The organism is Stenotrophomonas sp. INTA L402-1 (assembly GCF_059295135.1).
Genome location: NZ_JCAFWP010000001.1, coordinates 437458 through 461785, shown reverse-complemented (window position 1 = coordinate 461785; position 24328 = coordinate 437458). Strand labels below are relative to the sequence as shown.

The following is a 24328-nucleotide window of genomic DNA, read 5'->3' as shown; positions in this document are numbered from 1 at the left end:
CATGCCGTTCATGCGTGATCACCTTCCGAACGAGCCCACCTCTGCGGGGGTGGCGGCGCAGGCTGGGTGGCAGGTGCTGGAGTTCGGTGCGCCCTGGTGCGGTCATTGCCAGGCCGCGCAGCCCGCGTTGCAGGCCTTCGTCGAAGCGAACGATCTGCCGCATTGGAAGATCGAGGATGGCAAGGGAAGGCCATTGGGGCGAGCGTTCAAGGTGAAGCTGTGGCCGACAGTGGTGCTGCTGCGCGATGGAGAAGAGGTCGCGCGGGTGGTGAGGCCGCTGGACAGCGCGGACCTCATGTCGTTGCAGAACGCGCTTCCCGGTTGACGATTGAACCCGGCGCGGGACACCGGGCAGTCGCACTGCAGCATGCGGCGTGACAGGCCCGGTGCTAGCATCCGGCTACCACCTGAATCGATCCAAACGCCGATGCCCACGCTGGACCGTCGTCTCCTGATCGCTGTCGCCGCCACGGCAATGCTCGCTTCCGGCCTGGCGTCGGCCGCTCCCGCCAAAACCGCCGCCGACAAGGCCTACGCCTCGGTCGACCCGTTCATTGGTACTGGAGGTGAAGGCCACACCTACCCGGGTGCCACAGTGCCGTTCGGCATGGTCCAGCTCAGCCCGGACACACGCATCCAACCACGCGAAAAGGCCTATGGCTGGGCAGCCGGCTATCGCTACGACGACAGCAGCATCGTCGGCTTCTCGCACACGCATTTTTCCGGCACCGGTCATTCGGACCTCGGCGACATCCTGCTGATGCCGTTCACCGGCAATCCCGGCCTGGAGCGCGGTGATCCGGAAAAGCCACGCAGCGGCTACGCCTCGCGTTTCCGCCACGACGACGAGAAGGCCGAGCCGGGCTACTACGCAGTCACCCTGGATGACTACAAGGTGCGCGCGGAGCTGACCACCAGTGCGCGCGTGGGCGTGCACCGCTATGCCTTCCCCAAGGGCACCGATGCCAAGGTGCTGCTGGACATGCGCACCAGCATGTACGACTACCCGGGCAAGGTGCTGTGGTCGCGGGTGCGGGTGCGCGCCGATGGCACGGTGACCGGCTTCCGCGAAACCCGTGGTTGGGCGCCGGGCCGCCAGCTGTATTTCGCGATGCGCTTCTCGCGGCCGCTTTCCGGGCATGAGCTGCACAACACCGAGCAGGACATTGTCTACAAGGGCTTCCCGCCGCCGGGCGAGAAGGATCCGGCGCAGCGCGCACAGATCGAGGGGCGCCAGCTGGTCGGCACCTTCGCCTTCGGCAAGCTGGATGCACCGCTGGTGGTCAAGGTGGCGATCTCGCCGGTCAGTGAAGCTGGTGCCATCGCAAACCTCGACGCGGAAGTGGCCGGCTTCGATTTCGACCGCGTTCGCGCGCAGGCAAAGCAGGAATGGACGCAGGCGCTGTCGGTGCTCGATATCGATGCGCCGGAACATGCGCGGCGCAGCGCCTATACCGCGCTGTACCACACGATGCTGGGGCCGACGCTGTTCATGGATGCCGATGGCCAGTACCGTGGCGCGGACAACGCCGTGCATCAGGCCAAGGGCTACACCAACTACTCCACGTTCTCGCTGTGGGATACCTACCGCGCGCTGCATCCGCTGCTGACGCTGGTGCAGCCGGAGAAGCGCAACAGCGACTTCGTCAATTCGATGCTGGCCCACCATGAGCACAGCCCGTACGGCATGCTGCCGGTGTGGTCGTTCCACGGCCTGGAAGACTGGTGCATGATCGGCTACCACGCCGTGCCGGTGATCGCCGACGCCTACGTAAAGGGCATCCGCGGCTTCGACGCCGACAAGGCACTGAAGGCGATGGTCGAGACCGCCAACTACGGCCCCTATGACGGTATCGCGCAGTACCGCGAACTGGGCTACGTACCGATCGACGAGGAAGGTGAAGCGGCCAGCAAGACGCTGGAATACGCCTTCGATGACTGGACCATCGCACGCATGGCGCAGGCGATGGGCAAGGGCGATATCGCGGCGACCTTCGACAAGCGCGCGGCCAACTGGCGCAATGCGTTCGACAAGGACACCGGCTTCATGCGCGCACGCAAGCGCGATGGCAGTTTCCGCACCCCGTTCGACCCCAGCGCCAGCGGCTACGGTACCGACTACACCGAGGGCAACGCCTGGCAGTATTCCTGGTATGTGCCGCAGGACGTGGCCGGGCTGGCGGCAGCGCACGGTGGCAGCGACAAGCTGCTTGCGCGCCTGGACGAGGTGTTCAACGCCAAGGTGGATCCGTCCATCTTCGAGCACATGGAAGACATCACCGGGCTGATCGGCTGGTATGCGCACGGCAACGAGCCCAGCCACCACGTCGCCTACCTGTATTCGTATGCCGGCCAGCCGTGGCGCACGCAGGCGCGCCTGAAGCAGATCATGGACACCCAGTACGCAGACCGCCCCGATGGCCTGGCCGGCAATGATGACGTCGGCCAGATGTCGGCGTGGTACGTGTTCACCGCCTTGGGCTTCTACCCGGTGGCCCCGGGCTCGGGCGAGTACATCCTGGGTCGCCCGTTCCTGCCGAAGACCGCGATGCGCCTGCCGAACGGCAAGACCTTCACCATCGTGGCCGATGGGCTGGATGACAAGCACACCTATGTGGGCAATGTGAGCCTCAACGGCAAGTCATTGCAGCGCACCTTCCTGCGCCACGACGAGATCCTGGCAGGTGGCGAACTGCGCTTCAGCATGCAGGCCGAGCCGAACAGGGACTGGCCGGGGCAGGGCGCGCAGGCGCCGTATTCGATGAGCCGATGATGATGGGTAGGCGCCAACCAAGATTGGCATCTACCGGGATCCGCCGGCTGGGGTGCTTTTGGTAGGTGCCAACCTTGGTTGGCATGCAGAACATCAACGGCGCCAACCAAGGTTGGCGTCTACCGGAATCCGCCGGCTGGGTGCTTTTGGTAGGTGCCAACCTTGGTTGGCACGCGGAACATCAACGGCGCCAACCAAGGTGGGCGTCTACCGGGATCCGCCGGCTGGGGTGCTTTTGGTAGGTGCCAACCTTGGTTGGCACGCGGGAGGTCAACAGCGCCCACCAAGGTTGGCATCTACCGCATGGCGTGACCGGGTAGGTGCCAACCTTGGTTGGCACGCAGGACGTCAGCGGGATCGAAACCGCATCCCCACCCGCGCGCCACCGATCGGGGCGGTATCGATCACCAGCGCCGCATCATGCCGCTGCGCGATCTCGGCCACGATCGCCAGTCCCAGCCCACAGCCATCACCTTCACTGCTGGCCCGGTAGAAGCGTTCCGTGACGCGCGTGCGCTCGGCTTCGGCAATGCCGGAGCCGTCATCGTCCACCCACACCTGCACGCCCTCGGCATCCTGCTGCAGGCCCAGGGTGATCACGCCTGGCACGGCACCGTAGCGCAGCGCGTTGTCCAGCAGGTTGCCCAACGCCTCGCGCAGCAGCTGCGGATCGCCCTGTACCTGCACGCCGTCGTCGGGCCCGTCATAACCCAGGTCCACGCCTGCAGCCAATGCACGGTCCGCATAGCGCTCCACCACGCCACGCGCCAACGCGGCCAGGTCCACTGGCTGCAGCGGCAGTGCGCTGCCATGTGGATCTTCGGAGCGGCTGAGCATCAGCAGCTGGTTGACCAGATGCTGCAAGCGGGCCAACCCGGCCAGCGTGCCAGACAACGCCAGCTGCTGGGCCTGCGGATCATGCTGGCGCAATGAGCTCTCCAGCTCCACCTGCATGGCCGCCAACGGTGTGCGCAGTTGATGTGCGGCGTTGCTGACGAAGCGCCGCTGCGCATCCTGCATCGCGTCCAGGCGCTGCAGCAGGGCGTTGTAGGCCTCAACCGCCGGCCACAGTTCGCGCGGTGCCTCCTGCGCCGGATCCAGCGGTGCCAACGGATCCGGCCGCGGGCTGGCCAGCTTCCGTGCGACCAGGTTGGCGTGGCCTGCGGCGGCGCCGGTGCCGGACCAGGCCAGCCACGCCGCCAGTGCCAGGATCGCGGCCTGGAACGGAACGCTGGTCAGCAGCAGCTTGCGTTCCAGCCGGTGGCGCTTGCGCAGTGTCTCGGCCACGCGCAGCCGGATGTCATGGCCCGGGCCGGCGCTGACCACCACTTCGACCATGCGCACCGGTTGACCACGCAGGCGCGCATCGTAGTAGACCGCATCGTCATTCGCGGCGGCGCTCGCCGGACGTGGCAATGCCTCGGGCAGGTCGCCATACAGGCGCCCGCCATCCGCATCGAACACCTCGCCATGCACTTCGTCGGCGGTGTCCCAGGTGAACATGCGTGATACCGCCGGGGTGATCTCGATGGATGCGCGGCCGTCCTGCGCCGTCACCAGCTCGGACAACGACATCGCCGAATCCAGCAGCCAGCGGTCGTAGACCTGGCCGGCATAGAAGCGCGCCAACGCGAATGAACCCACCGCACTGCACAGCAGCAGCACCAGCAGCGGCAGCCACAGGCGCCGCAGCAACAGGCCACGCAGGCTGTGCACGCGCTCAGTCACCCATGGCCTCCAACCGGTAGCCGAGGCCGCGCAGCATGCGGATGCCGACGCCGGCGCGGGCCTGTTCCAGCTTGCGGCGCAGGCGGCTGACGTGCACCTCGATCACCGACAGGTTGGCCTCATGGTCCCAGCTGTACAGCGCATCGAACAGGCGCTGCTTGGTCACGGTGCGGCCGGGGTGCTGCATCAACGCTTCGACCAGCGACAGCTCGCGCGCGGTCAGCTCGATACGCTGGCCGTCCACCTGCACTTCGTTGCGGATGCTGTCGAAGCACAGCCGCCCCAATCGCTTCTGTGCAGGTGCGTCACTGCGGCGGCGCGACAACGCACGCAGGCGCGCTTCCAGCTCACCCAGCGCGAATGGTTTTGCCAGATAGTCATCGCCGCCACGGTCAAGGCCAAGAATGCGGTCCTCCACACAATCGCGTGCGGTCAGGATCAGCACCGGCAATGTGGCGCCATCGTTGCGCAGGCGCGACAGCAGGTCGAGGCCATCCACGTCCGGCAATGAAAGGTCCAGCACCATCACGTCATAGGGTGCGCTGGCCAGCGCCGCAGGCGCGTGCAGTCCGCGCGAGAGGTGGTCGCACAGATGGCCGGCACCCTGCAGGGCGCGGATCAGTCCATCGGCCAGGGCGGCATCGTCTTCGATCAGCAGGATTCGCATTGCAAGCTTCGTGCAAGGTTGGGGCAAGTTTGGCGCAAGTCCGTCACCTTACCGTGACGTGCATGAATTTCTCCCCTCGTCTTGCGGCGGTGCTGGCCGCTCTATTGTGCGCGCCTGCGGCTTCGGCGCTGTCCCTTGCAGAAGCGCAGCGTGCAATGGAAGCGCACAACCCGGACCTGCGCGCGGCGGCACTGGAGCTGCGAGGTGTGCAGGGTGATGCGCAGACAGCGGCGCTTCGCCCGGCCACCGAGCTGTCGATCGGCACCAGCAAGATCAGCCCCAAGCATGGCATCGGCCCCGGGCGTTGGCAGGACAAGCGCGTGGACAGCACCGTGGGCCTGGGCTGGACCTGGGAGCGCGGCGGCAAGCGTGCATTGCGCATCCGCCAGGCCGACGCGCTGCTGGAAGTGGCAGGGCTGGAGATGCTCGATACCCGTCGTCGACAACAGGTGGCACTGCATGAAGCCTATTTCGGCCTGAAGGGCGCGCAGGAGCGGGCCCACATTGCCGACGTCAACCGGCAGAGTTCGGCCGAGCAGATGGCGGCGGCGGACAAGCAGGTTGCGACAGGGGCGATGGCGCCGGTGGATCGCGCGCGGCTGGCTGTGGACGACCTGGCTGTGGCGGATGCGGCGCGCGAGGCAGCACTGGATCTGCGTGACGCGCGGCATGCGCTGGGCCTGCTGCTGGGCCGCGACGACAGCAGTGACCTCAGCGCAGATGATCCCTGGCCAGACCCTGCTGGCAGGGCCGACTCGCGTGCATTCGACCCGCAGCAGCGCGCCGATCTGCGTGCCGCGCGCTCGCGCCTGGCGGCTGCTGATGCAGGCGTCGCACTGGCACGCAGCGAGCGCCACCGCGATATCCAGTTGGGCGTGGAGGCCGAACGAGAGCCGACCGACATCAGCGGCGTCACCTGGGGCGTGTCGTTGACCATTCCGCTGGGTGGGCCGTCGCGGGCGCGCGGCGCGATCCAGCGTGCCGAGGCTGACCGTGACAGCGCCGCACTGGAAATGCAGGTGCTGCAGCGCGAGGCACGCGCCGAACTGGACCAGCTGCAGGCCAGTGCGCAGTCCGCCGCACAGCGTCGCACCGAGTACGAGGGGCTGCAGTCAGACGCCGCACGCAAGGCCGTGCAGGGCATCGAACTGGCGTACCGGCGCGGTGCCGCCAATCTGACCGATCTGCTGGATGCGCGCCGCAGCTGGCGCGACTTCGAGGCCGCACTGATCGAGGCGCGCACCGACCATGCCATTGCACTGGCGCGCTGGGAAGCCGCCACATCCGTTGCCGAAGGAGAATCCCGATGAAGTCCACCGTCGCCTATCGCCCGCAGGCGCGATACGCCGTGCTGCCCGTCTTGCTGGCGCTGATCCTGCTGGGCGGCTGTGGTCGAGAGCCAGCTTCCTATCTTGAGGACGCACCTCGGGTCAGCGCCGGCCAGATTCAGTTTCCTTCCGACAGCCGCCAGCTGGACGTGCTGCGCAGCGAGACAGTGAGTGCCGGCGCCAGCGCCAGCCTACAGCTGCCGGGCCGGGTGGTCTGGGATGAGACGCGCTCCAGCGCACTGCACACGCCGCTGTCGGGGCAGGTAGCGCGCATCGAGGCACAGCCGGGGCAGAAGGTGAAAGCCGGCCAGGTCATCGCCTGGATCACCTCGCCCGAGTTCGGCCAGGCTCAGGCTGAAGGTGCCCGTGGTCGCGCCGAGCTGCAGCAGGCACGCAAGGAACTGGACCGTACCCGCGAACTGCATGCGGCGGGAGTGACGTCGGGTCGTGAACTGGACGAGGCCGAGGCAAACTTCGCTGGCAGTCAGGCTGATCATGCACGCGCGGCCGCCTTCGCCAAGGCCTATGGCAACGGCCAGCGTGTCGACCAGCGCCTGCCGCTGCGCGCGCCCATCGATGGCGTGCTGGTGGAGCGGCGGATGAGCCCGGGCATGTCGGTCAGCCCCGACAGTGAACAACCTTTGGCGGTGATCGGCGATCCGGACCGGCTGTGGTTGCTGCTGGACATCCCCGAAAGCCTGGCAGGACGGCTGAAGGCCGGCATGCCGGTCAGCGTGCCGGGCGCAGATGGCCAGCCGCTGCAGGCGACCCTGCAGCATGTGGACGATTTCGTCGACAGCGAGCGCCGCGTGGTGCAGGCACGCGCCGAGCTGGACAACCGCGCACGGGGCTTCAAGGCCGGGCAGTACGTGCGTGCCCAGGTAGCATTGCCGGCCGAGGGCGGCGTCTCGCTGCCCGATGCGGCGGTGCTGCTGATCGACGGCACGCAGGTGGTGTTCGTGGAAGAGGGCAAGGGCCGCTACGTGCGCCACGCCGTGCACGCCGAGGAGCTGGGTGACGGCCGACTGTGGGTGCGTGACGGTCTGGCGGCTGGCAGCAGGGTGGTGGTCGAAGGCGGCCTGCTGCTGCAGCAGCTGGTCGACAGCGCGCCAGCGGCCGCCAGCACCGGCGCGGGGCATGCCGCCCCATGATCGATCGCCTGATTGCCTATTGCCTGCGCCAGCCGCTGATGGTGATGCTGGCACTGCTGTTGTTCATCGGCGGCGGCATCGCCGCGTTCCGCGTGCTGCCGGTGGAGGCCTTCCCGGACGTCTCCGACACCCAGGTGACGGTGGTGTCGCTGCACCCGGGCCGCGCCGCCGAAGAGGTGGAACGCGAAGTGACGATGCCGCTGGAAGTGGCCTTGTCCGGCATTCCGCATTCGGTGCGGGTGTTCTCGCATACCCAGTTCGGCTTGTCGATGATCATCCTGACCTTCGACGACAAGGCCGATGACTATTTCGCGCGGCAGCAGGTGCTGGAGCGCCTGCAGGGCGTGGAGCTGCCGGAGGGCGTGACCCCGGAGCTGGAGGCGATGAGTTCGGCGGTGGGCGAGATCTACCGCTACGTACTCAAGGGCCCGCACATGACGCCGACCCAGCTGCGCACGGTGCAGGAATGGACGATGGAGCGCAGCCTGCGCACCGTGCCGGGCGTGGCCGATGTGATCAGCTTCGGCGGGTTCGCGCGCACCTTCCAGGTCAAGCCGGACCTGGACAAGCTGCGTGACCGCGGGATCAGCCTCGGTGAATTCGCCGAGGCGCTGGAGAAGGGCAGCTCCAATGCCGGCGGCGGCTACGTGGAGCGCGGCCAGCAGCAGTTCCTGATCCGCGGCGTGGGCCTGATGCGTTCGCCGGGTGACATCGGCAAGGTGGTGGTGGCGCAGCGCGGCGGTACGCCGATCCTGGTGCGCGACCTGGCCAGCATCGCCGATACCGGCCTGCCACGGCAGGGTCTGGTCGGCCAGGACGACAATGACGATGCTGTGTTCGGCATGGTGCTGATGCGCAAGGGCGAGAATCCGTCCGACGTGCTCGACGCCCTGCATGCGCGCATCGCCGAGATCGAAGCGAACCAGCTGCCGGCCGGGGTCAGCATCGAGCCGTTCTACGACCGCTCGTGGCTGGTGTCGACCACGCTGAAGACCGTCTTCCGCAACCTGCTGGAAGGTGCGGTGCTGGTGTTCCTGGTGCTGTGGCTGTTCCTGTACAACGCCCGCGCCGCACTGATCGTGGCGGCAATGATGCCGCTGGCGCTGTTGTCGACCTTCCTTGGCCTGCACCTGTGGGGCGTGCCGGCCAACCTGCTGTCCTTGGGTGCGATGGACTTCGGCATCATCATCGATGGCGCAGTGATCGTCACCGAGCACATCGTCTCGCGATTGTCGAAGCTGCCACCTACGGCCGATCGGAAGACGCGGTTCTCGACCATTCTTTCGGCCGCATCGGAAGTGGGTCGCCCGACCTTTTTCTCGATGCTGATCATCATCGCCGCGCACATCCCGATCTTCACCCTGCAGCGGCAGGAAGGCCGCATGTTCGCGCCGATGGCGTACTCGGTGACCTCTGCGCTGATAGGTGCGTTGATCCTGGCGCTGACCGTAGTACCGCTGTTCTGCTACTGGTGGCTGCGGCGCGACCGCATGCGCGACGGCAACCCGCTGATGGACCGCCTGACCGACTGGTACCGGCCGATCCTGGAGCGCGCACTGGCCCGGCCACGTGCGGTGGTGCTGACCGCAGTGGCGTTGCTGGTGGGTACGTTGGCACTGGGCACTCGCCTGGGCTCGGAGTTCCTGCCCGAGCTGGACGAAGGATCGATCTGGCTGACCGCCACACTCGACCCCAGCACCAGCCTGGCCGAAGCACAGCAGCAGTCGCGGCGCATCCGCGAGCTGGTTGGAACCTTCCCGCAGGTATCGACGGTGGTGGCCAAGCTGGGGCGGCCGGAAGACGGCTCCGATGCCAAGGGCGCCAACCAGATCGAGGCACTGGTGGCGTTGAAGCCGGAGAAGGAATGGCCGAAGGGGGTGGACAAGCGGCAGCTGGTGAGCGACCTGCAGCGCACGCTGGAGCAGCGCATTCCGGGGCCGGAGTTCTCGATCTCGCAGCCGGTGCGCGACAACATCCTGGAGAGCATTTCGCAGATCAAGGGCCAGGTGGTGATCAAGGTCAGTGGCTCGGATCTTGACGTGCTGAACCGGCAGGCGCAGGCGATCCTGGGCCAGGTGCGTGGCGTGGAGGGCGTGGAGAGTGCCTTCATCGACCGTGATGGCTCCTTGCCGCAGCTGCAGATCGAGATCGACCGCGACCGCGCCGCGCGCTATGGCCTGAACGTGCGCGACATCGACGAAGTGATCGAGACTGCACTGGGCGGGCGCCAGGTCGGCGAGCTGTGGGAGGGCGACCGCAAGTTCCCGATCACGTTGCGCCTGGACGATGCCGACCGTGACCTGCAACGGCTGCGTACGGTGCCGGTGGGCATCGGCGATGGCCACACGGTGACGTTGTCCGACGTGGCCGACTTCCGCATGGCCAGCGGCGCGATCAATATCTCGCGCGAGAACGCACAGCGGGTCAAGGCGGTCAGCATCTTCATCGCTGGTCGTGACATGGGCAGCGTGGTGGCCGACATGCGCAAGCGCGTGGATGCCAGCGTGCAGCTGCCGGAAGGCTACCGGCTGGAATGGTCCGGCGAGTTCGAGAACCAGCAGCGTGCGATGAAGCGGCTGGGCTGGGTGATTCCGCTGTCGGTGCTGCTCATCTTCGTGCTGCTGTTCGATGCCTTCAAGGACATCAGCAGCGCAGCACTGATCCTGGCCAACGTGCCCTTGGCGATGATCGGCGGCATCCTGGCCCTGTGGCTGACCGGTATTCCGCTGTCGGTGTCGGCGGCCATCGGCTTCATTGCGTTGTTCGGGCAGGCGGTACTGAACGGTGTGGTGATGCTCAGTCGCTTCGCCCAGCTGCGCGAGCAGGGCATGGACCTGCTGCAGTCGGTGGTGCAGGGCTCGCTGCAGCGCCTGCGCACGGTGCTGATGACCGCACTGCTGGCGATGTTCGGCCTGCTGCCGATGGCGACCTCGCATGCGATCGGTGCCGAGACCCAGAAGCCGCTGGCGGTGGTGGTGATCGGTGGCCTGCTGTCGGCGATGCTGCTGACCCTGCTGGTGCTGCCGACGCTGTACTACTGGGTGCACCGGCGCCGCGAGGCGCGCGCCGGATGATCGGCACCGTAGATCCACGCCATGCGTGGGTGCGACCCGGCCGCCAGGCATGGCCCGGTAGGTGCCCACCAAGGTGGGCGACTACCTACACCATCCCGCCATTGGCGCGCAGCACCTGGCCGTTGATCCACCCGCCATCGGCACCGGCCAGGAAGGCCACCGCACCGGCGATGTCCTCCGGCGTACCGAGCCGCTCCAGGGGATTCATCTTCGCCAGCCGCTCGATCAGTTCCGGTGACTTGCCCTCCAGGAACAGGTCGGTGGCGGTCGGGCCGGGAGCCACCGTGTTCACCGTGATGTTGCGCCCACGCAGCTCCTTGCTGAGGATCGCTGCCATCGTTTCCACCGCCGCCTTGCTGGCCGCGTACACGCTGTAGTTCTCCAGTCTGATGCCGACCACGCTGGTGGACAGGGTGATCAGGCGGCCACCGTCGCGCACCCGTCGCGCGCTCTCGCGCAGCACGTTGAAGGCGCCTTTCAGGTTGATGCCGATCACCCGCTCGAACAACGCGTCATCGCTGTCGGCCAGCGGCGCCAACTGCAGCACGCCGGCACTGTTCACCACTACGTCGATACCGCCGAAGCGCGCCTCGATGGCGTCGAACAGCTGGCGCACCGCCTGCGGCTCGGCCACATCGGCCTGCAGCGCGATGGCCTGTGCGCCGGTGGCGTTGAGTTCGGCGGCCAGTGCCTCGGCATCATCGCGGCGGCCGGCGTAGTTGATCACCACGGCATGGCCGTCGGCGGCCAGGCGGCGCGAAGTGGCCGCGCCGATACCACGGGAACCACCGGTGACCAGGGCGATGCGGCGGGCGGAGGAGGTGGGCATGGTTGGTTCCAGCAGGGCGCGCCGGACTGGCGCAGTGCCATCTTCGCCATCTCATCAGTTCGGATAATCATGCATAATCCGCCAACATCATCCGGATCGCCGAACAATGGACCGATTCACGGCCATGCGTGCCTTCGTCCGTATCGTCGAGCGCCGCAGCTTCACCCGGGCCTCCGAGGACCTGGGCCTGCCGCGGGCCACGGTGACCGATGCGATCAAAGCACTGGAACAGCGGCTGGGCGTGCGCCTGCTGCACCGGACCACGCGGCTGGTGGTGCCCACCCTGGAAGGGGAAGCGTTCTATGGGCGTTGCCTGCGCCTGATCGCCGACATGGACGATGCCGAAGCCGCGTTCCGTGACGTGCCGCCGCGTGGCCCGCTGCGCATTGAAGTGCATGGCACGCTGGGCCGGCATCTGCTGTTTCCGCATCTACCGGACTTCCTGCAGCATTACCCCGAGATCGAACTGGAGGTCAGCGAAGGCGACCGCTATGTCGACCTGCTGCGCGAAGGCGTGGATGCGGCGTTGCGGGTGGGGACCCTGGCCGACAGCGATCTGGCGGCGCGCCGGTTGACCATGCTGCGGGAAGTTACGGTGGCCGCACCGGGCTATGTGCAGGCGCACGGTGTGCCCGAGACCATCGAATCACTGGAGCAAGGCCACCAGATGGTCGGCTACCGCTCCAGCGCCACCGGCCAGCTGATTCCGCTTGAGTTCCAGCAGGGCGCGCAGGTGCGCTACGTGCCGCTGCCCGCGCGGGTGAGGGTTTCCGGCGCGGACGCATTCCTTGGTGCCGCCTTGGCGGGTCTCGGCATCATCCAGGCACCGCGCTACCGGATGGACCCCTACATCGCGAGCGGGCAGCTGGTCGAGCTGTTGCCGGACGCGCCGCCGACACCGAGTCCACTGAGCCTGGTCTACCCCCGCAACCGCACACCATCGCCGCGGCTGCGGGTGTTCATCGACTGGGTGGCTGGGGCGTTCGACCCGATGAGGTAGTGCCGGCCGCGGGCCGGCAACTGCAACACGCGTGATGTGCCAAGGTTGCCGGCCAGCGGCCGGCACTACCGGGCTGATGCGCTCGGCAGCACCAGCTCGAACACGGTGCCGGTTTCATCGGAGGCCACGCTTACCGTTCCGCCATGCGCCTGTGCAATCGCACGGGTGATCGCCAGGCCCAGCCCAGCACCTTCGTGGCGGCCACGCTCGCCGCGATAGAAGCGATCGAACAGGCGCGGCAGTGCTGCTTCGGCAATCGGCGGGCCGAGGTTGTGCACGCGGACCCTGCACATACCATCGGCCTCGACCAGCTGCACCCGCACCTCGCTGCCCACGGCTGCGTGCTTCAACGCGTTGGACAGCAGATTGGCGATCGCCCTGTGCAGCATCAGACGGTTGCCTTCCACGCTCGCCACGCCGTCGCGGCGCAGGGTCAATTCCCGGTCCTCGGCCAGCAGGTCATAGAACTCCAGCAGCGAATCCACCACCCCATCCAGTGCCACCGGCTCGCGCGAAGGCAGTGCGCCCGGCGCCTCGGCCTGCGCCAGATACAGCAGGTCACCCACGGTCTGCGCCAACTGCTGTAGTTCTTCGGCGCACGAGGCCAGCGTCTCGCGGTAGGCCTCGTTGCTGCGCGGGTGGGCCAGCACCACCTGTACCTGGGTCAGCATGTTGGTGATCGGCGTGCGCAGCTCATGGGCCAGATCACCAGAGAACTCGGTCAGGCGCGCGAAGTCCTGCTGCAGGCGCGCCAGCATGCCGTTGAGCGTCTGTGCCAGCTGTTCCAGTTCGGCCGGTGCCGTGCGCGCGCTCAGACGGCGCTGCAATCGACCGGCGGTGATCTGCCGGGCTTCATCGGCCAGCGTGCGCAGCGGTCGCAGCGTGCGTCGCACTACGTAGCCGCCGAGCAGGCTGCTGGCCACGGCGGCGCCGATGATGGCGATCGCCAGAAGATGGCGGAAGCGCTGCAGGAAATCGGCATGGCGGTCGTCATCGATGGCCAGCAGGGTGACCAGCTGGCTGCCGTCGGCCAGGGTCTGCCGCAGGTGCAGGGCATGCATGCAGCGACCATCGTCGAGAATCCAGTCGTGCCGCCGTGGCGCGGCGTCGATGGGCTGGCTGCGTGCGTGCTCGCGCAGCAGTGCAGGTGCGGTCGAGAACAGCACGGATCCGTGGCCATTGACGATGTGGAAGGCGATATCGGGATGATGGCTGAGCGCCTCTGCCAACCGCGGGCCGCGTGCGGCGGCGGGCCCATTGCCAGCAATATCGCGGATCAACGCAACCTTGTTCTCCAGTTCGATGAAGTCCTGGGCAACAAGGTCATGGCGGGCGCTGACATAGATGGCCACACCCAATGCGGCCAGCACCAGCGTGGCCACGATGGCGAACAGCAGCGTCAGCCGCACTGCGATGGAACGGCGCAGGCTCATCCGTTGCTTACAGCGCCGTCGTCTGGAGCTTCGAGCACGTAGCCCATGCCGCGCACGGTAATGATCAGCTTGTCGGCGAAATCATCGTCGATCTTGGCGCGCAGGCGGCGGATCGCCACATCGATGACATTGGTGTCGCTGTCGAAGTTCATGTCCCACACCTGCGAGGCGATCAACGAGCGCGGCAGTACTTCGCCACGGCGGCGCGCCAGCAGCTCCAGCAGGGTGTACTCCTTCTGGCTGAGCGCGATGCGCTGGCCGCCACGCTCCACCCGGCGGCGCTGGGTATCCACCACCAGGTCGGCAATGACGATGCGTTCAACCTGCGGCACCGCCTGGCCGCGGCGCAGCAGCGTGCGCACGCGCGCCAGCAGCTCGGCGAAAGCGAAGGGCTTGGCCAGGTAGTCATCGGCGCCCAGCTCCAGGCCCTGCACGCGGTCGGCGATGCTGCTGCGCGCGGTCAGGAACAGCACCGGCAGCGGCCAGCCGGCTCCACGCAGCCGCGACAGCACGGTCCAGCCATCCAGGCCGGGCAGCATCACATCGAGGATGACCAGCTGGTACTCGCCACTCTCGGCCAGATGCAGGCCGTCGATGCCGTTGCTGGCGAGGTCGACCACATAGCCGGCCTCGATCAGGCCCTGGCGCAGGTAGTTGCCGGTCTTGGGTTCGTCTTCGACGATCAGCAGTTTCATGATGCGGCCATCATCGCAGCTTGCGGGTGGGTCGGCAGCGGTGGTTCATGCCACCGGGTCCAGGGTGCCGAGTACCGCTACACAGGCCAGCACCAGCAGCGCCAGCACCGCTTCGCAGGCCAGGCTGTGGCGCAGCGAACGCAGTGGCCTGGGTTGCCAGCCTCCGCGGATGGAAACCGCCAGCGCCGGCACCAGCCGCCAGCGATGCAGCGCGGCCAGCCCAAGCATGCCGCCGACCAGGGCCAGTTTGAGCAGCAGCCAGCGCCCATGTGCGGTTTCGGCCAGGGTGTGCAGCGAGCCGCCGAGATCGACATAGGTATAGGTGCCGGTCATCGCCAGCAGGGCGACGATGATTGTGCCGGGCACAGCGAAGCTGTGCGCGGCCTGCCACAGCTCGCGGGTGCGTTCGCGCAGACGCAGGCCCTGCGGTCGCAGCGCCAGCTGCAGGATGGCGGCGATCGCCCCGACCCAGGCGCCGGCGGCCAGCAGATGCAGCATGCCGGCGCCGAGCCGAAGCGTGCCGCCGAGCCCGTCGCCGGCGGCGGCATGGCCATTCCAGGAAAGGCTGGCCAATGCGCTGGCAGACAGTGCCAGCAGTGCGAGGCGGCGCAGGCCCTGTACGGGGCGGTTGATGGCCAGCAGTGGCAACATTGCCAGTACGGCCAGGATGCGCAGCAGGCCCGCTTCACCCACCGGCGTACCGGCAAGAAACCAGCGCGCGGTCTCGCCGTCGATGTCGGCCGGCGATACGCCAAGCACGCCGGACAACCGGGTCACCGCGTCGGTGATGACCAGTACCAACGCGATCACGGTGAGCGTCAGCGAGACGCCGCGCGGCAGCCCGGGCCGGACGAACAGCATCCGCCCGAACAGCAGCATCAACACGGCATACAGCACCAGCCGCAGCGCATACGGCGAAAGCTCGGCCACAGCGGTGGCCTTACTTCACGGTGAAGCGGTAGTTGCCGGTGATCGGGTGGCTGTCCTGGCCGACCGCGCGCCACTGCAGCGCGTAAGTGCCGGCAGGCAGCGGCTTGGCGAAGCGCGCGCGCAGGGTGTGGCCGTCCTCTGAGATCTCCTGCGCAGTGGTCGGCATCGCCATCTTCATGCGGCCATGGTCCATGCTCAGTTCGATGCGGGTGGCACGCGGCATCACCTTTTCACTGAACTGCAGCTCGATCTGGCTGGCCGGGGCCACGGTGGCGTCGGCGGCCGGCGTTGCGCGCACCAGGCTGGGATGGGCCAGCGCCAGCGGTGCGACCGCAAGGCCGGACAGCAGCAGGGCGAGCGAGGTGGGGCGGAGCAGGGAGCGGATCATGTGCGGGAACGCCTGTCGGGAAGTTGCCCTCAGGGTGATGCAGCGCGCCTTTCGCTGCCCTGACGCGAACATTACCGGTCTGTAATGTTGGCTGCCGGCCCGCAGCCGGCGCTACCGGGCCCGCGACTGCGCGATCCAGGCTGACGGCGAACAACCGACCACACGCCGGAAGGCCGCGCTGAACTTGCTGGGATTGGCGTAGCCACTGGCCAGCGCAACCTCGGTGACGCTGCATCCCTGGGCCAGTGCCCCGCGCGCCCATTGCATGCGGCGTCGGGTCAGGAACGCATAGGGTGGCAGGCCGGTGGCGGCGCGCAGCGCACGACCGAACGTGGACGGGTCCATCTGCACCGCAGCGGCCAACTGTGCGACTTCAAGAGGCTGGCCATGCTGTGCATCGATGTAAGCCTCCAGCTGCTGCAGTCGCCGCGTGGACAGTGCCGTGTCCCTGCCGCGTTCCCTGCAGGGAAGTCCGGCAAGCTGACCCAGGCGATGCAGCAGGACCTGGGCGCCATGCTCGAGGAAGCCGGGCAGGCAAACATCGGCCTGCGCGCTGCACCACAACGCCTGCAGTACCGAAGTGATCACCGGGTCGTGGTGCAGCCGCGCCGCCAGCGGCTGCAGGTGTTGCAACCGCTGCGGATCCTGCGGATGCAGGCGGGTATCGATGGCGATGCCGAGCAGATCGACCGCGGGGCTGGCATAGGTGCCGGTGTCTCCCGGCAGCACCAGGTTGAACTGGCCGGGCCGCCACGGCGCCTGCAGCAGGCCGTTGAGGGTGCGTTGCTGCAGCCGTCCGCCGCCGTCCACGGCCAGGCCCAGGCGAAGCTGGTGCGGATGGCCCATCTCGCCTTCGCTGGCGTCGAAACGATGGCGCAGCAGCACCACCGCACCGTCATCGCTGGCGTAGGCAGCAGGGGCCTGCGACCGGGTTTCCTGCAGCAACTGGTCGGCGAGGGCGGGCATCACGGATCCGGGAATGGAGCGGCGCTGCCGGAAATGGAGTGGCGGCAGGACGCTAATGTTACAGGATAACACTCTTGTCCCGCGCTGCCGCCGCCCGCGCGTCCGCCACTCCATCCGTCGAGGTTCCCGCTTTGAAGTCGTCTACGCCTGCTGCCGCGCTCATCGCAGCATCCCTGCTCGTTCCTGCCTTGCCCGCCCTTGCCCAGCAGGCCGACCCGGCCACGCTCGACGGTGTCCGCGTCACCGGTTCCAAGCGCGATACCCCTTACCTGAAGAGCGATCTGTCGGTGACGGTGCTCGACAGGCAGGCCCTGAAAGAAGCGGGCGTCACCGAGTTCCGTGACCTCGACAAGCTCGCGCCGAACGTCAAGTTCAATGCGATGGGCCAGCTCAGCAACATGTTCATCTCGATCCGCGGCATCGAGTCCAATCCATTCCTGGTCAATCGTGCCTCGGTCTACATCGACGGCATTCCGTTCCGCGAACTGAGCAATGCCGTGCTCAACCAGGTCGAGTCGGTGGAGGTGCTGCGCGGTCCGCAGGGCACGTTGTATGGCGCCAACAGCGAATCCGGCCTGGTGCTGGTGCGTACGCGTGGTCCTGCGGACAAGCGCGAAGGCGAGGTCAACCTGCGCAGCACCTGGTTCGGCAACGGCAACGGCACCGCCATCGATGGCTTCCTCGCCGGGCCACTGAGCCGGGACGGCAGCCTGTCCGGCTCGGTGGCGTTCATGGGTTCCGATGAGGACGCCTACCTGAAGAACCTCACGCCTTCCGGTGCGCGCGGCAAGGTCGGCGAAGGCTACCTGCAGGGCAAGCTGCGCTGGCGGCCGAGCGACTACGTTTCGGTGAACGCGCTGGCCTATCACCTGCGCACCCGCGCGCCGGGCATGTTCGAGTATGAATACCTGCCGCTGGATACCGGCCTCTACAACCGCACCTACGGCACATCGCTCAATGGCGGCCGCCGTGCCGGTGACTTCACCTACATCAACGACGCGCCCAAGCGCACCGAAAAGGACGAAACGGTGGCCGGCCTCAGTGCGCAATGGCAGCTGCAGGCCGGCACGCTGGACGTGGCCGCTTCCTGGCGGGACGAGGAGGTGACCTCGGTCGGCTACGACTTCGACATGACCAACAGCCCGGCATTGGCCGGTCGCATCTACGACAGGAAGAAGGAATGGACGGCCGAGGCGCGCTTCAGCTCGCTCAGCGACCAGGCGTTGACCTGGATGGCCGGTGTGTCGACCTACCGCAACAGCAAGGATTCGATCCTCGGCACCTTCGTCGGCCCGGCGCTGCACGGGCTGGACAGCTACAACCTGGCACCGCGGCAGACCTCCAAGGGCGAGGACTACAGCGTCTTCGCCACCGCCAGCTATACCTTCCCGGCGGTGCCGAAGCTGACGGCCAGCGCCGGCCTGCGCCGTGAGCAGGCACGGCGCGCCACCGAACAGCGTGCCGGTGCGCTGGACCTCGGCGCCGGTGGCCGCGTGCTGTACCGCGATGCCGCGCTGGCGCATACCTTCTCGGCCACGCTGCCGCGGGTGTCGCTGCGCTACGACGCCACTGACGACCTGTCCTTCTACGCGGCCTCGGCCAAGGGCTACATTCCGGGTGGCTTCAATCTGGCTGCGGCGCAGAGCGATGTGGTCAACGACAAGGTGCTGCGCTACGAGTCCGAACGCATGTGGAGCCATGAGCTGGGCTTCAAGATGAACCTGGCCGGCGGTCGTGGCCACATCGGCGGCGCGCTGTTCCACATCACCTCGGACAACTGGCAGGAGATCCAGGTGGCCACCGATGCCAACGGCCGCCCGATCTCGTCGGACTACGTAGGTTCGGATGCCTCGATCCGTTCCCGCGGTGCCGAGCTGGAGGGCGTGTTTGAAGTGCTGCCGGGCTTCACCCTGATGGCGAATGTGGGCTACGTCGATGCGAAGTACACCAAGCTGTGGGTCAGCGTGGACCAGAACCTGGATGGCAAGCGGGTCAAGCTGACCCCTCATTACACTGGCTATCTGGCGGCGCGCTATCAGTTCGACTCGGGCATCTATGCACGGCTGGAATCGCAGTTCACCGGCTCCAATGCACTGGATGAACGCAACCGCGCGTTCCAGCCCGCAGTGGCCGTGCTCGGCGCTCAGCTGGGCTACGAGACCGGGCCGTGGAGCGCGCGGGTGTTCGTGCAGAACCTGACCAACAAGCGCCGCATCAACGGCCTTATCTTCGACAACCTGGCCTTCGGCCGCGACGGCAACTACTACGGCCCGGTCGACAGCCCGCGGATCTTCGGCGCGGAAGTGGGCTACCGCTTCTGAGGAGGCGGGCCGCGCGCCGGCCAGCGGCCGGCGCTACCGGTCCAACGAAACGGTAGTGCCGGCCGCTGGCCGGCATCTTCGGAACGCTACCTGTGGCCGTGCAATGCCCGCCGGTTGCCGATGTGCGCGCATGCCAGCAGCACGCCACCGCAGGCGGTGGCCAAGCCATGCCAGAGCAGCGATTCCTTCAACGGCAGGTACAGCGACGCCGACACCAGCAGGATCGCGCCAACCACGGCCAGCCGCATCGGCAGCCAGCGCCCATGCCGGTACAGCCCGGCCGTGGTACTGGCCAGCGCCAGCGTCGAGGCCATCAATGCGAACAACCATTCCCAGCGCGACATCATCAACAGCAGCGTCATCACACCGTGGCCGGGGTGCTGGAACGAGCGCAGCGCCATCATTGCCGCTGGCACGAAGGCCAGCAGCAGTGGCAGGGCGATGCAATGGGCGGCGCAGGCCAGCGACAGCCAGGCGCCGGCCAGATCGAAACGGGGATGCCAGCGTGCCGAAGTTGGCGGCTGGGCCAGAGCCCTTGCGGGGGTCGGGGGGATGTGGTCCATTATGTTACATAGTAACAATTGGAGTCTCCCCCATGAAGCTTCCTGCTGCTCTTTTCCTGCTGCTGGCTGCCAACGCGGCCCAGGCACACGATGTCCGCCAGCACGCGCCACACGTGCACGGCCAGGCCACTGTTGATCTCGCTCTCGACCAGGGAACGCTGGAGTTCGCCCTGCAGGCGCCGGGCATCGGCATTCTTGATTTCGAGCGACCGCCCGCCAACGCGACCGAGCAGGCGGCACTGTCGCGCGCCACGGCATTGCTGAAGGGCGGCAGCTGGGTCACCCTGCCCACCGCCGCCAACTGCCGCCTGGCCAGCAGTGACGCCAGTGCCGAAGGCTTCGCTGCGACCGCCGCTGTGCCAGCGGCCGGGCAGCATCGCCACGCCGGTTTCAGTGCCAACCTGCAGTATCGCTGCACGAATCCGAGTGCATTGCGCGCCCTGGTCGTGCGCCTGCCGGTGCTGTTCCCCGGGTTGCACGAAGTCATCGTCAACAGTGCGACGGCCAACGGCCAGGACCGCAGCGTGCTGAGTGCCGACAACCTGCGCGTGGTGCTGGCGCCGTGAGCACGCCAGCGGTGATCGCCCTGGAGGATGTGCAGTTCGGCTACGCAACACGCCTGGTGCTGGATATCCCGCAGCTGCTGATAGAGCAGGGCAGCAGCGTGCTGTTGCGTGGAGTGAGCGGTGGCGGCAAGAGCACCTTGCTCGGCCTGCTGGCCGGCGTCCTGCTACCCGGCAGGGGGCGCGTCGAAGTGGCGGGTCACGCGCTGCAGATGATGCGGGGTGCCGCGCGCGATCGCTTCCGTGCCGATCACCTGGGCGTGATCTTCCAGCAGTTCAACCTGCTGCCGTTCCTCAGCGTGCGCGACAACATCGCGTTTGGCCTGCGCTTTTCTCCGGTGCGCAGTGAGCGCATCAGCGGGCCGCTGGACGACGAGATCCTGCGCCTGCTGGAAGCGCTGCAGCTGGACCCGGCGCTGTCCAAGCGTGCGGCCGGTACCCTGAGTGTCGGCCAGCAGCAACGCGTGGCCGCCGCACGCGCCCTGATCGGCCGCCCCGCAGTACTGCTGGCTGACGAGCCGACTTCGGCGCTGGATCGCCTGGCCGCGACCGCCTTCCTGCAGCTGATGTCCGCACAGTGCCGGGCCGCCGGTACCACGGTTCTGGTGGTCAGTCACGATGAAAGCCTGCAGCCCTTGTTCGACCGCACCATCGCGTTGTCGCAGATCAATCACGCAGGTGGCACCCATGCTTGAACTTGCCTGGGCCAGCCTGCGCAGCCGCGCATTGAGCGTCAGCCTCACCGTGCTGGTGATCACCCTCAGCGTGGTGCTGCTGCTCGGTGTTGAGCGCGTGCGCACGCAGGCGCACGAAGGTTTCGCCAGCACCGTCTCAGGCACTGACCTGATCGTCGGTGCCCGCTCCGGGCCGGTGAACCTGCTGCTGTATTCGGTGTTCCACATCGGCGACCCGACCAACAACGTGTCCTGGCAGTCCTACCAGGAGCTGTCCTCGCTGCCGCAGGTGAAGTGGGCGGTACCACTGTCGCTGGGCGATTCGTGGCGCGGCTACCGGGTGGTCGGCACCAGTGGCGGCTACTTCGAGCACTATCGTTACGGCGCGGGGCATGCGCTGGCATTTGCGCAGGGGCGGCCGTTCGACGATCTGTACGACGCCGTGATCGGCGCGGAGGTGGCACGCGCGCAGAAGGTCGGCATCGGCGACGAGATCGTGCTGGCCCATGGCACCGGCGCGGTCACGCTGGCCACGCATGCCGACAAGCCGTTCCGTGTGGCTGGCATCCTGCAGCGCACCGGCACGCCGGTCGATTCGTCGGTGCTGGTCTCGCTGCCGGCCATCGAGGCGATCCATGTCGACTGGCGCTCCGGCGTGCAGCTGCGCAGCCAGAGTGTCAGCGCCGAGCAGGCGCGCCATCTGGACCTGACCCCGACCAGCATCACCGCCTTCATGCTCGGCCTGAACTCGCGCATCGCCACGTTCTCGGTACAGCGCAGGATCAACGAGTATCCGGATGAGGCGATGCTGGCGATCCTGCCCGGCGTGACCCTGCAGCAGCTGTGGCAGTCACTGGGCACGGCCGAGCGGGCACTGCAGCTGATCAGCGCGATGGTGGTGCTGCTGGGCATGGTCTCGCTGGTGGCGCTGCTGGTCTCGACCCTGCAGGAGCGCCGGCGCGAGATGGCGGTGCTGCGTGCCATCGGTGCACGCCCGGGCTATATCGCCAGCCTGCTGGTGGTGGAGGCGGTGGCGACCAGCGCGCTTGCCTGCGTGCTCGCACTGGCCGCACTGGTGGTGGCCAGCCTGGCCGGGCGTGGCTGGGCGCTGGCCAGCTTCGGCCTGTCGATCACCCACATCTGGCCGGATGGCCGCGAACTGGCGTGGGTCGCAGGTGTGCTGGCGATCAGCGCGGTGGCCGGCCTGGTACCGGCGCTGCTGGCCTATCGGCGCACGCTGGCCGATGGCCTGTCACCCGGGGGCTGAGCATGCGCTGGTTGCCGCTGTTGCCGCTGTTGCTGGTGCTGACCGCCTGCGAACGCCCGGTCGATACCGGCGTGCAGGCGCTGCCACCGTCACCGGTGGTCGATCGCGATGCCCCGGCAGCTGCCGAGGAACAGGAACTGGACTGGTTGCAGATGATGCCGAAGGAAGAACTGGCGGCGTTGGAGCGCGGCGAGGGCCCGGAGGTCGAGCACAACGGCAACCGGCGCATGCCGCAGTTCGGTACGTTCCGCACCGTGGACACCGTACTGCAGCGGCCGGTGCGCTTGCCGGGTTACGTGGTGCCGCTGGCCAACGCGCAGGACGGGCGGCTGACCGAATTCCTGTTCGTGCCGTACTACGGCGCCTGCATCCATGTGCCGCCGCCACCGCCGAACCAGATCGTGCACGTGGTGCTGCCGCGCCCGATCGAGATGCCGGACATGTATTCGCCGTTCTTCCTGGCCGGTACCCTGCGTGCCGAACGGCTGGACGATGATCTGGCCGGCTCCGCCTACACCATGCGCGATGCGCAGCTGAGGCCGTATGAACCGTAGCGTCCTGATCGGATTGGCGTGCTGCCTGGGCTTGCTGGGGTGTACGCAGGCGGGTGGGGGCACCACGACCGTCACCGCGGCACCGGCACAGCCGGCCACGACCGAGGCGCCCATCGACCGCTGGGATGCACTGCGGCCCGACGAAGTGACCTACCAGCGTCCGCCGCCGCAGATCGGCCTGTCACGCAATGGCATGGACGGGGTGGGCGGGCTGATCGACGACACCGGCTCGGGCACGCCACCGGGGCAGGAGATCGACCATTCCAGCCCGGACCGCGCCAAGCAGTTCGGTTCATCGCAGGTGGTCGAAACTGCCGATGGCCGCGCCGTTGACCTGGATGGCTACGTGGTGCCGCTGGGCACCAACGACGCAGGACTGGTCGACGAACTGTTGTTTGTACCGTTCTACGGGGCCTGCATCCATGTGCCGCCACCGCCGCCGAACCAGATCATCCATGTGACCCTGGCCACGCCGATCGCGCTGGGCGACCTGTGGGATCCGTACCGGTTGGCCGGTCGCCTGCAGGTCAAGCGCTTCGATGCGGATATCGCCAGCGCGTCCTACGACGCCGCAGCGGCGACGCTGACGGCGATCCACAACTGATGCGCGCGCGCTGGATCATCGCTGCGGTGGTGTTGGTGGCAGCAGGCGTAGCGTTGGCGGTGTGCTGGCAGCGGCGCGCCGTAGTCCCGGAGCCTCCGGCGGTCGCGTTTCCGGCACCGGCAGCCGATGCCAGCCAGCGCATCGAGCAACGCCTGGGCGAAGACCACGCCTTTCGCAATGATGTGCTGTTCCTGCTGGCGGCCACGTTGCGCGACCGCTGCCAGCCGGCACAGACGGGGCTGCTGGCGCGCATGGCCAATCGTGCATCGTTGCCGGTGCTGGCGGCGGTCAGTGCGGTGACCCAGCAGGATCCAACGCTGGACCGGCCGATCTACCAGTACATCCAGCATCGTGCAGACGCCACGCGTTGTGGCCAGCCGCTGCAGATGCCGTTGGCCGGTGGGCGCAGCATGCAGGTGGACATCGAACAGTACGCGCGCACCTTCCCGGACAGCTACTTCGACCCGCAGCGCAGCAGCGAACCGCGTGATTTCGGCGGCCTGTCGCTGCAGCAGCGGGCAGGCAACGCCTGCAACAGCGTGGTGTATTCGGTGCTGCCGCTGGGGGGCACCGATTGGCGGTGCAGCAGCCTGCGCGCCAATGCGCGTGCGCGGGTGCGCGGCCTGTGCGAGGACGAGCTGCGGCGCCAACATGGGGCAACGGGCGGGGAGCTGGACATGGCCGTGGGGCAGGGCATGCAGGCAGCGGTGGTGTCGGCGATCGTCGCGTTGCCGGAAGACTGCCGGTAGAGCGGGGCCATACCCGGCGGCCTTGTTGCGGGTACCCCGTTGCCGGGCATGGCCCGGCGCTACCGTTCTCC

General features: G+C 67.5%; 22 protein-coding genes. 13 read left to right on the top strand and 9 right to left on the bottom strand.

The window, feature by feature from the left end; all coding sequences use genetic code 11:
- Position 1: 1 nt before the first annotated feature.
- Entirely contained in the window at positions 2–325 is a 324-nt protein-coding gene (locus AC5O77_RS02085; protein ID WP_285301668.1) for a thioredoxin family protein, read from the top strand.
- 102 nt (positions 326–427) lie between these two features.
- The gene (locus tag AC5O77_RS02080) at positions 428–2773 is read left to right on the top strand and encodes a GH92 family glycosyl hydrolase (protein WP_494506383.1); all 2346 of its coding nucleotides are present in this window, start codon (positions 428–430) and stop codon (positions 2771–2773) included.
- Positions 2774–3121: 348 nt separating this feature from the next.
- Here the strand turns inward: AC5O77_RS02080 and AC5O77_RS02075 are convergent, their stop codons facing one another.
- Both AC5O77_RS02075 and AC5O77_RS02070 read right to left on the bottom strand, forming a co-directional pair.
- A complete protein-coding gene (locus tag AC5O77_RS02075) occupies positions 3122–4501 on the bottom strand; it encodes a sensor histidine kinase (RefSeq protein ID WP_494506382.1) in 1380 nt (459 codons plus the stop codon).
- The gene (locus AC5O77_RS02070) at positions 4494–5168 is read right to left on the bottom strand and encodes a response regulator (protein ID WP_494506381.1); all 675 of its coding nucleotides are present in this window, start codon (positions 5166–5168) and stop codon (positions 4494–4496) included. The genes AC5O77_RS02075 and AC5O77_RS02070 overlap by 8 nt, the downstream gene beginning before the upstream one ends.
- A gap of 62 nt (positions 5169–5230) precedes the next feature.
- On the opposite strand from AC5O77_RS02070, the gene AC5O77_RS02065 reads away from it, so the two are divergent.
- Genes AC5O77_RS02065 through AC5O77_RS02055 form a run of 3 tightly spaced genes read left to right on the top strand, consistent with a single transcriptional unit; the run spans position 5231 to position 10721 of the window.
- Positions 5231–6478 (top strand): TolC family protein, encoded by a 1248-nt coding sequence (locus tag AC5O77_RS02065; RefSeq protein WP_494506380.1) that lies wholly within the window; start codon positions 5231–5233, stop codon positions 6476–6478.
- Positions 6475–7647, top strand: a complete 1173-nt coding sequence (locus AC5O77_RS02060) for an efflux RND transporter periplasmic adaptor subunit (RefSeq protein WP_494506379.1) — start codon at positions 6475–6477, stop codon at positions 7645–7647. Before AC5O77_RS02065 ends, AC5O77_RS02060 begins: the two co-directional genes overlap by 4 nt.
- Positions 7644–10721 (top strand): efflux RND transporter permease subunit, encoded by a 3078-nt coding sequence (locus tag AC5O77_RS02055; RefSeq protein WP_494506378.1) that lies wholly within the window; start codon positions 7644–7646, stop codon positions 10719–10721. The genes AC5O77_RS02060 and AC5O77_RS02055 overlap by 4 nt, the downstream gene beginning before the upstream one ends.
- A gap of 85 nt (positions 10722–10806) precedes the next feature.
- Here the strand turns inward: AC5O77_RS02055 and AC5O77_RS02050 are convergent, their stop codons facing one another.
- A complete protein-coding gene (locus AC5O77_RS02050) occupies positions 10807–11550 on the bottom strand; it encodes an SDR family oxidoreductase (RefSeq protein WP_478058276.1) in 744 nt (247 codons plus the stop codon).
- A 106-nt stretch (positions 11551–11656) separates the two neighbouring features.
- Here AC5O77_RS02050 and AC5O77_RS02045 point away from each other — a divergent pair, with 106 nt between their 5' ends.
- Positions 11657–12550 carry a LysR family transcriptional regulator gene (locus AC5O77_RS02045; RefSeq protein ID WP_494506377.1) on the top strand — a complete coding sequence of 298 codons (894 nt, stop codon included), beginning with the start codon at positions 11657–11659 and terminating at the stop codon, positions 12548–12550.
- Between the two features lie 65 nt (positions 12551–12615).
- Here AC5O77_RS02045 and AC5O77_RS02040 read toward each other — a convergent pair whose 3' ends face one another.
- From AC5O77_RS02040 to AC5O77_RS02020, 5 genes are all read right to left on the bottom strand, one after another.
- Positions 12616–13983 carry a heavy metal sensor histidine kinase gene (locus AC5O77_RS02040; RefSeq protein WP_478058278.1) on the bottom strand — a complete coding sequence of 456 codons (1368 nt, stop codon included), beginning with the start codon at positions 13981–13983 and terminating at the stop codon, positions 12616–12618.
- On the bottom strand, positions 13980–14678 hold the full coding sequence (locus tag AC5O77_RS02035; protein ID WP_494506376.1) for a heavy metal response regulator transcription factor: 699 nt from the start codon (positions 14676–14678) through the stop codon (positions 13980–13982). Before AC5O77_RS02035 ends, AC5O77_RS02040 begins: the two co-directional genes overlap by 4 nt.
- 45 nt (positions 14679–14723) lie before the next feature.
- Positions 14724–15608 carry a copper homeostasis membrane protein CopD gene (gene copD / locus AC5O77_RS02030; protein ID WP_012511212.1) on the bottom strand — a complete coding sequence of 295 codons (885 nt, stop codon included), beginning with the start codon at positions 15606–15608 and terminating at the stop codon, positions 14724–14726.
- A 10-nt stretch (positions 15609–15618) separates the two neighbouring features.
- Positions 15619–15996 (bottom strand): copper homeostasis periplasmic binding protein CopC, encoded by a 378-nt coding sequence (gene copC, locus AC5O77_RS02025; protein WP_012511211.1) that lies wholly within the window; start codon positions 15994–15996, stop codon positions 15619–15621.
- A gap of 111 nt (positions 15997–16107) precedes the next feature.
- The gene (locus tag AC5O77_RS02020) at positions 16108–16962 is read right to left on the bottom strand and encodes a helix-turn-helix domain-containing protein (RefSeq protein WP_012511210.1); all 855 of its coding nucleotides are present in this window, start codon (positions 16960–16962) and stop codon (positions 16108–16110) included.
- A 188-nt stretch (positions 16963–17150) separates the two neighbouring features.
- On the opposite strand from AC5O77_RS02020, the gene AC5O77_RS02015 reads away from it, so the two are divergent.
- Positions 17151–19283 carry a TonB-dependent receptor gene (locus AC5O77_RS02015; protein ID WP_494506375.1) on the top strand — a complete coding sequence of 711 codons (2133 nt, stop codon included), beginning with the start codon at positions 17151–17153 and terminating at the stop codon, positions 19281–19283.
- A gap of 86 nt (positions 19284–19369) precedes the next feature.
- On the opposite strand, the gene AC5O77_RS02010 is transcribed toward AC5O77_RS02015, so the two are convergent.
- Positions 19370–19846, bottom strand: coding sequence for a MerC domain-containing protein (locus AC5O77_RS02010; RefSeq protein ID WP_494506374.1), 477 nt, complete (start codon positions 19844–19846; stop codon positions 19370–19372).
- A 32-nt stretch (positions 19847–19878) separates the two neighbouring features.
- On the opposite strand from AC5O77_RS02010, the gene AC5O77_RS02005 reads away from it, so the two are divergent.
- The 6 genes from AC5O77_RS02005 to AC5O77_RS01980 are packed head-to-tail and all read left to right on the top strand — an operon-like array spanning position 19879 to position 24257.
- Complete coding sequence (locus tag AC5O77_RS02005) at positions 19879–20412, top strand: ZrgA family zinc uptake protein (protein WP_049462652.1); 534 nt, start codon at positions 19879–19881, stop codon at positions 20410–20412.
- Positions 20409–21104, top strand: coding sequence for an ATP-binding cassette domain-containing protein (locus AC5O77_RS02000; protein ID WP_100468713.1), 696 nt, complete (start codon positions 20409–20411; stop codon positions 21102–21104). Before AC5O77_RS02005 ends, AC5O77_RS02000 begins: the two co-directional genes overlap by 4 nt.
- Positions 21097–22350: an ABC transporter permease gene (locus AC5O77_RS01995; RefSeq protein WP_100468711.1), complete on the top strand. Its 1254-nt coding sequence runs from the start codon at positions 21097–21099 to the stop codon at positions 22348–22350. Before AC5O77_RS02000 ends, AC5O77_RS01995 begins: the two co-directional genes overlap by 8 nt.
- 2 nt (positions 22351–22352) lie before the next feature.
- Positions 22353–22904, top strand: coding sequence for a DUF3299 domain-containing protein (locus AC5O77_RS01990; protein ID WP_100468708.1), 552 nt, complete (start codon positions 22353–22355; stop codon positions 22902–22904).
- Complete coding sequence (locus tag AC5O77_RS01985) at positions 22894–23508, top strand: DUF3299 domain-containing protein (RefSeq protein WP_100468707.1); 615 nt, start codon at positions 22894–22896, stop codon at positions 23506–23508. The genes AC5O77_RS01990 and AC5O77_RS01985 overlap by 11 nt, the downstream gene beginning before the upstream one ends.
- The gene (locus tag AC5O77_RS01980) at positions 23508–24257 is read left to right on the top strand and encodes a hypothetical protein (RefSeq protein WP_100468705.1); all 750 of its coding nucleotides are present in this window, start codon (positions 23508–23510) and stop codon (positions 24255–24257) included. Before AC5O77_RS01985 ends, AC5O77_RS01980 begins: the two co-directional genes overlap by 1 nt.
- Positions 24258–24328: the final 71 nt, after the last annotated feature.

What these genes read in the sequence shown, in the direction of transcription:
- AC5O77_RS02055 (WP_494506378.1), top strand. Translation starts at nt 7,644, where the DNA reads ATGATCGATCGCCTGATTGCCTATTGCCTGCGCCAGCCGCTGATGGTG.
- copC (WP_012511211.1), bottom strand. Translation starts at nt 15,996, where the DNA reads ATGATCCGCTCCCTGCTCCGCCCCACCTCGCTCGCCCTGCTGCTGTCC.
- AC5O77_RS02085 (WP_285301668.1), top strand. Translation starts at nt 2, where the DNA reads ATGCCGTTCATGCGTGATCACCTTCCGAACGAGCCCACCTCTGCGGGG.
- AC5O77_RS01995 (WP_100468711.1), top strand. Translation starts at nt 21,097, where the DNA reads ATGCTTGAACTTGCCTGGGCCAGCCTGCGCAGCCGCGCATTGAGCGTC.
- AC5O77_RS02020 (WP_012511210.1), bottom strand. Translation starts at nt 16,962, where the DNA reads ATGCCCGCCCTCGCCGACCAGTTGCTGCAGGAAACCCGGTCGCAGGCC.
- AC5O77_RS02005 (WP_049462652.1), top strand. Translation starts at nt 19,879, where the DNA reads ATGAAGCTTCCTGCTGCTCTTTTCCTGCTGCTGGCTGCCAACGCGGCC.
- AC5O77_RS02060 (WP_494506379.1), top strand. Translation starts at nt 6,475, where the DNA reads ATGAAGTCCACCGTCGCCTATCGCCCGCAGGCGCGATACGCCGTGCTG.
- AC5O77_RS02050 (WP_478058276.1), bottom strand. Translation starts at nt 11,550, where the DNA reads ATGCCCACCTCCTCCGCCCGCCGCATCGCCCTGGTCACCGGTGGTTCC.
- AC5O77_RS02040 (WP_478058278.1), bottom strand. Translation starts at nt 13,983, where the DNA reads ATGAGCCTGCGCCGTTCCATCGCAGTGCGGCTGACGCTGCTGTTCGCC.
- AC5O77_RS02035 (WP_494506376.1), bottom strand. Translation starts at nt 14,678, where the DNA reads ATGAAACTGCTGATCGTCGAAGACGAACCCAAGACCGGCAACTACCTG.
- AC5O77_RS02065 (WP_494506380.1), top strand. Translation starts at nt 5,231, where the DNA reads ATGAATTTCTCCCCTCGTCTTGCGGCGGTGCTGGCCGCTCTATTGTGC.
- AC5O77_RS02080 (WP_494506383.1), top strand. Translation starts at nt 428, where the DNA reads ATGCCCACGCTGGACCGTCGTCTCCTGATCGCTGTCGCCGCCACGGCA.
- AC5O77_RS02010 (WP_494506374.1), bottom strand. Translation starts at nt 19,846, where the DNA reads ATGGACCACATCCCCCCGACCCCCGCAAGGGCTCTGGCCCAGCCGCCA.
- AC5O77_RS01980 (WP_100468705.1), top strand. Translation starts at nt 23,508, where the DNA reads ATGCGCGCGCGCTGGATCATCGCTGCGGTGGTGTTGGTGGCAGCAGGC.
- AC5O77_RS01990 (WP_100468708.1), top strand. Translation starts at nt 22,353, where the DNA reads ATGCGCTGGTTGCCGCTGTTGCCGCTGTTGCTGGTGCTGACCGCCTGC.
- AC5O77_RS01985 (WP_100468707.1), top strand. Translation starts at nt 22,894, where the DNA reads ATGAACCGTAGCGTCCTGATCGGATTGGCGTGCTGCCTGGGCTTGCTG.
- AC5O77_RS02070 (WP_494506381.1), bottom strand. Translation starts at nt 5,168, where the DNA reads ATGCGAATCCTGCTGATCGAAGACGATGCCGCCCTGGCCGATGGACTG.
- AC5O77_RS02045 (WP_494506377.1), top strand. Translation starts at nt 11,657, where the DNA reads ATGGACCGATTCACGGCCATGCGTGCCTTCGTCCGTATCGTCGAGCGC.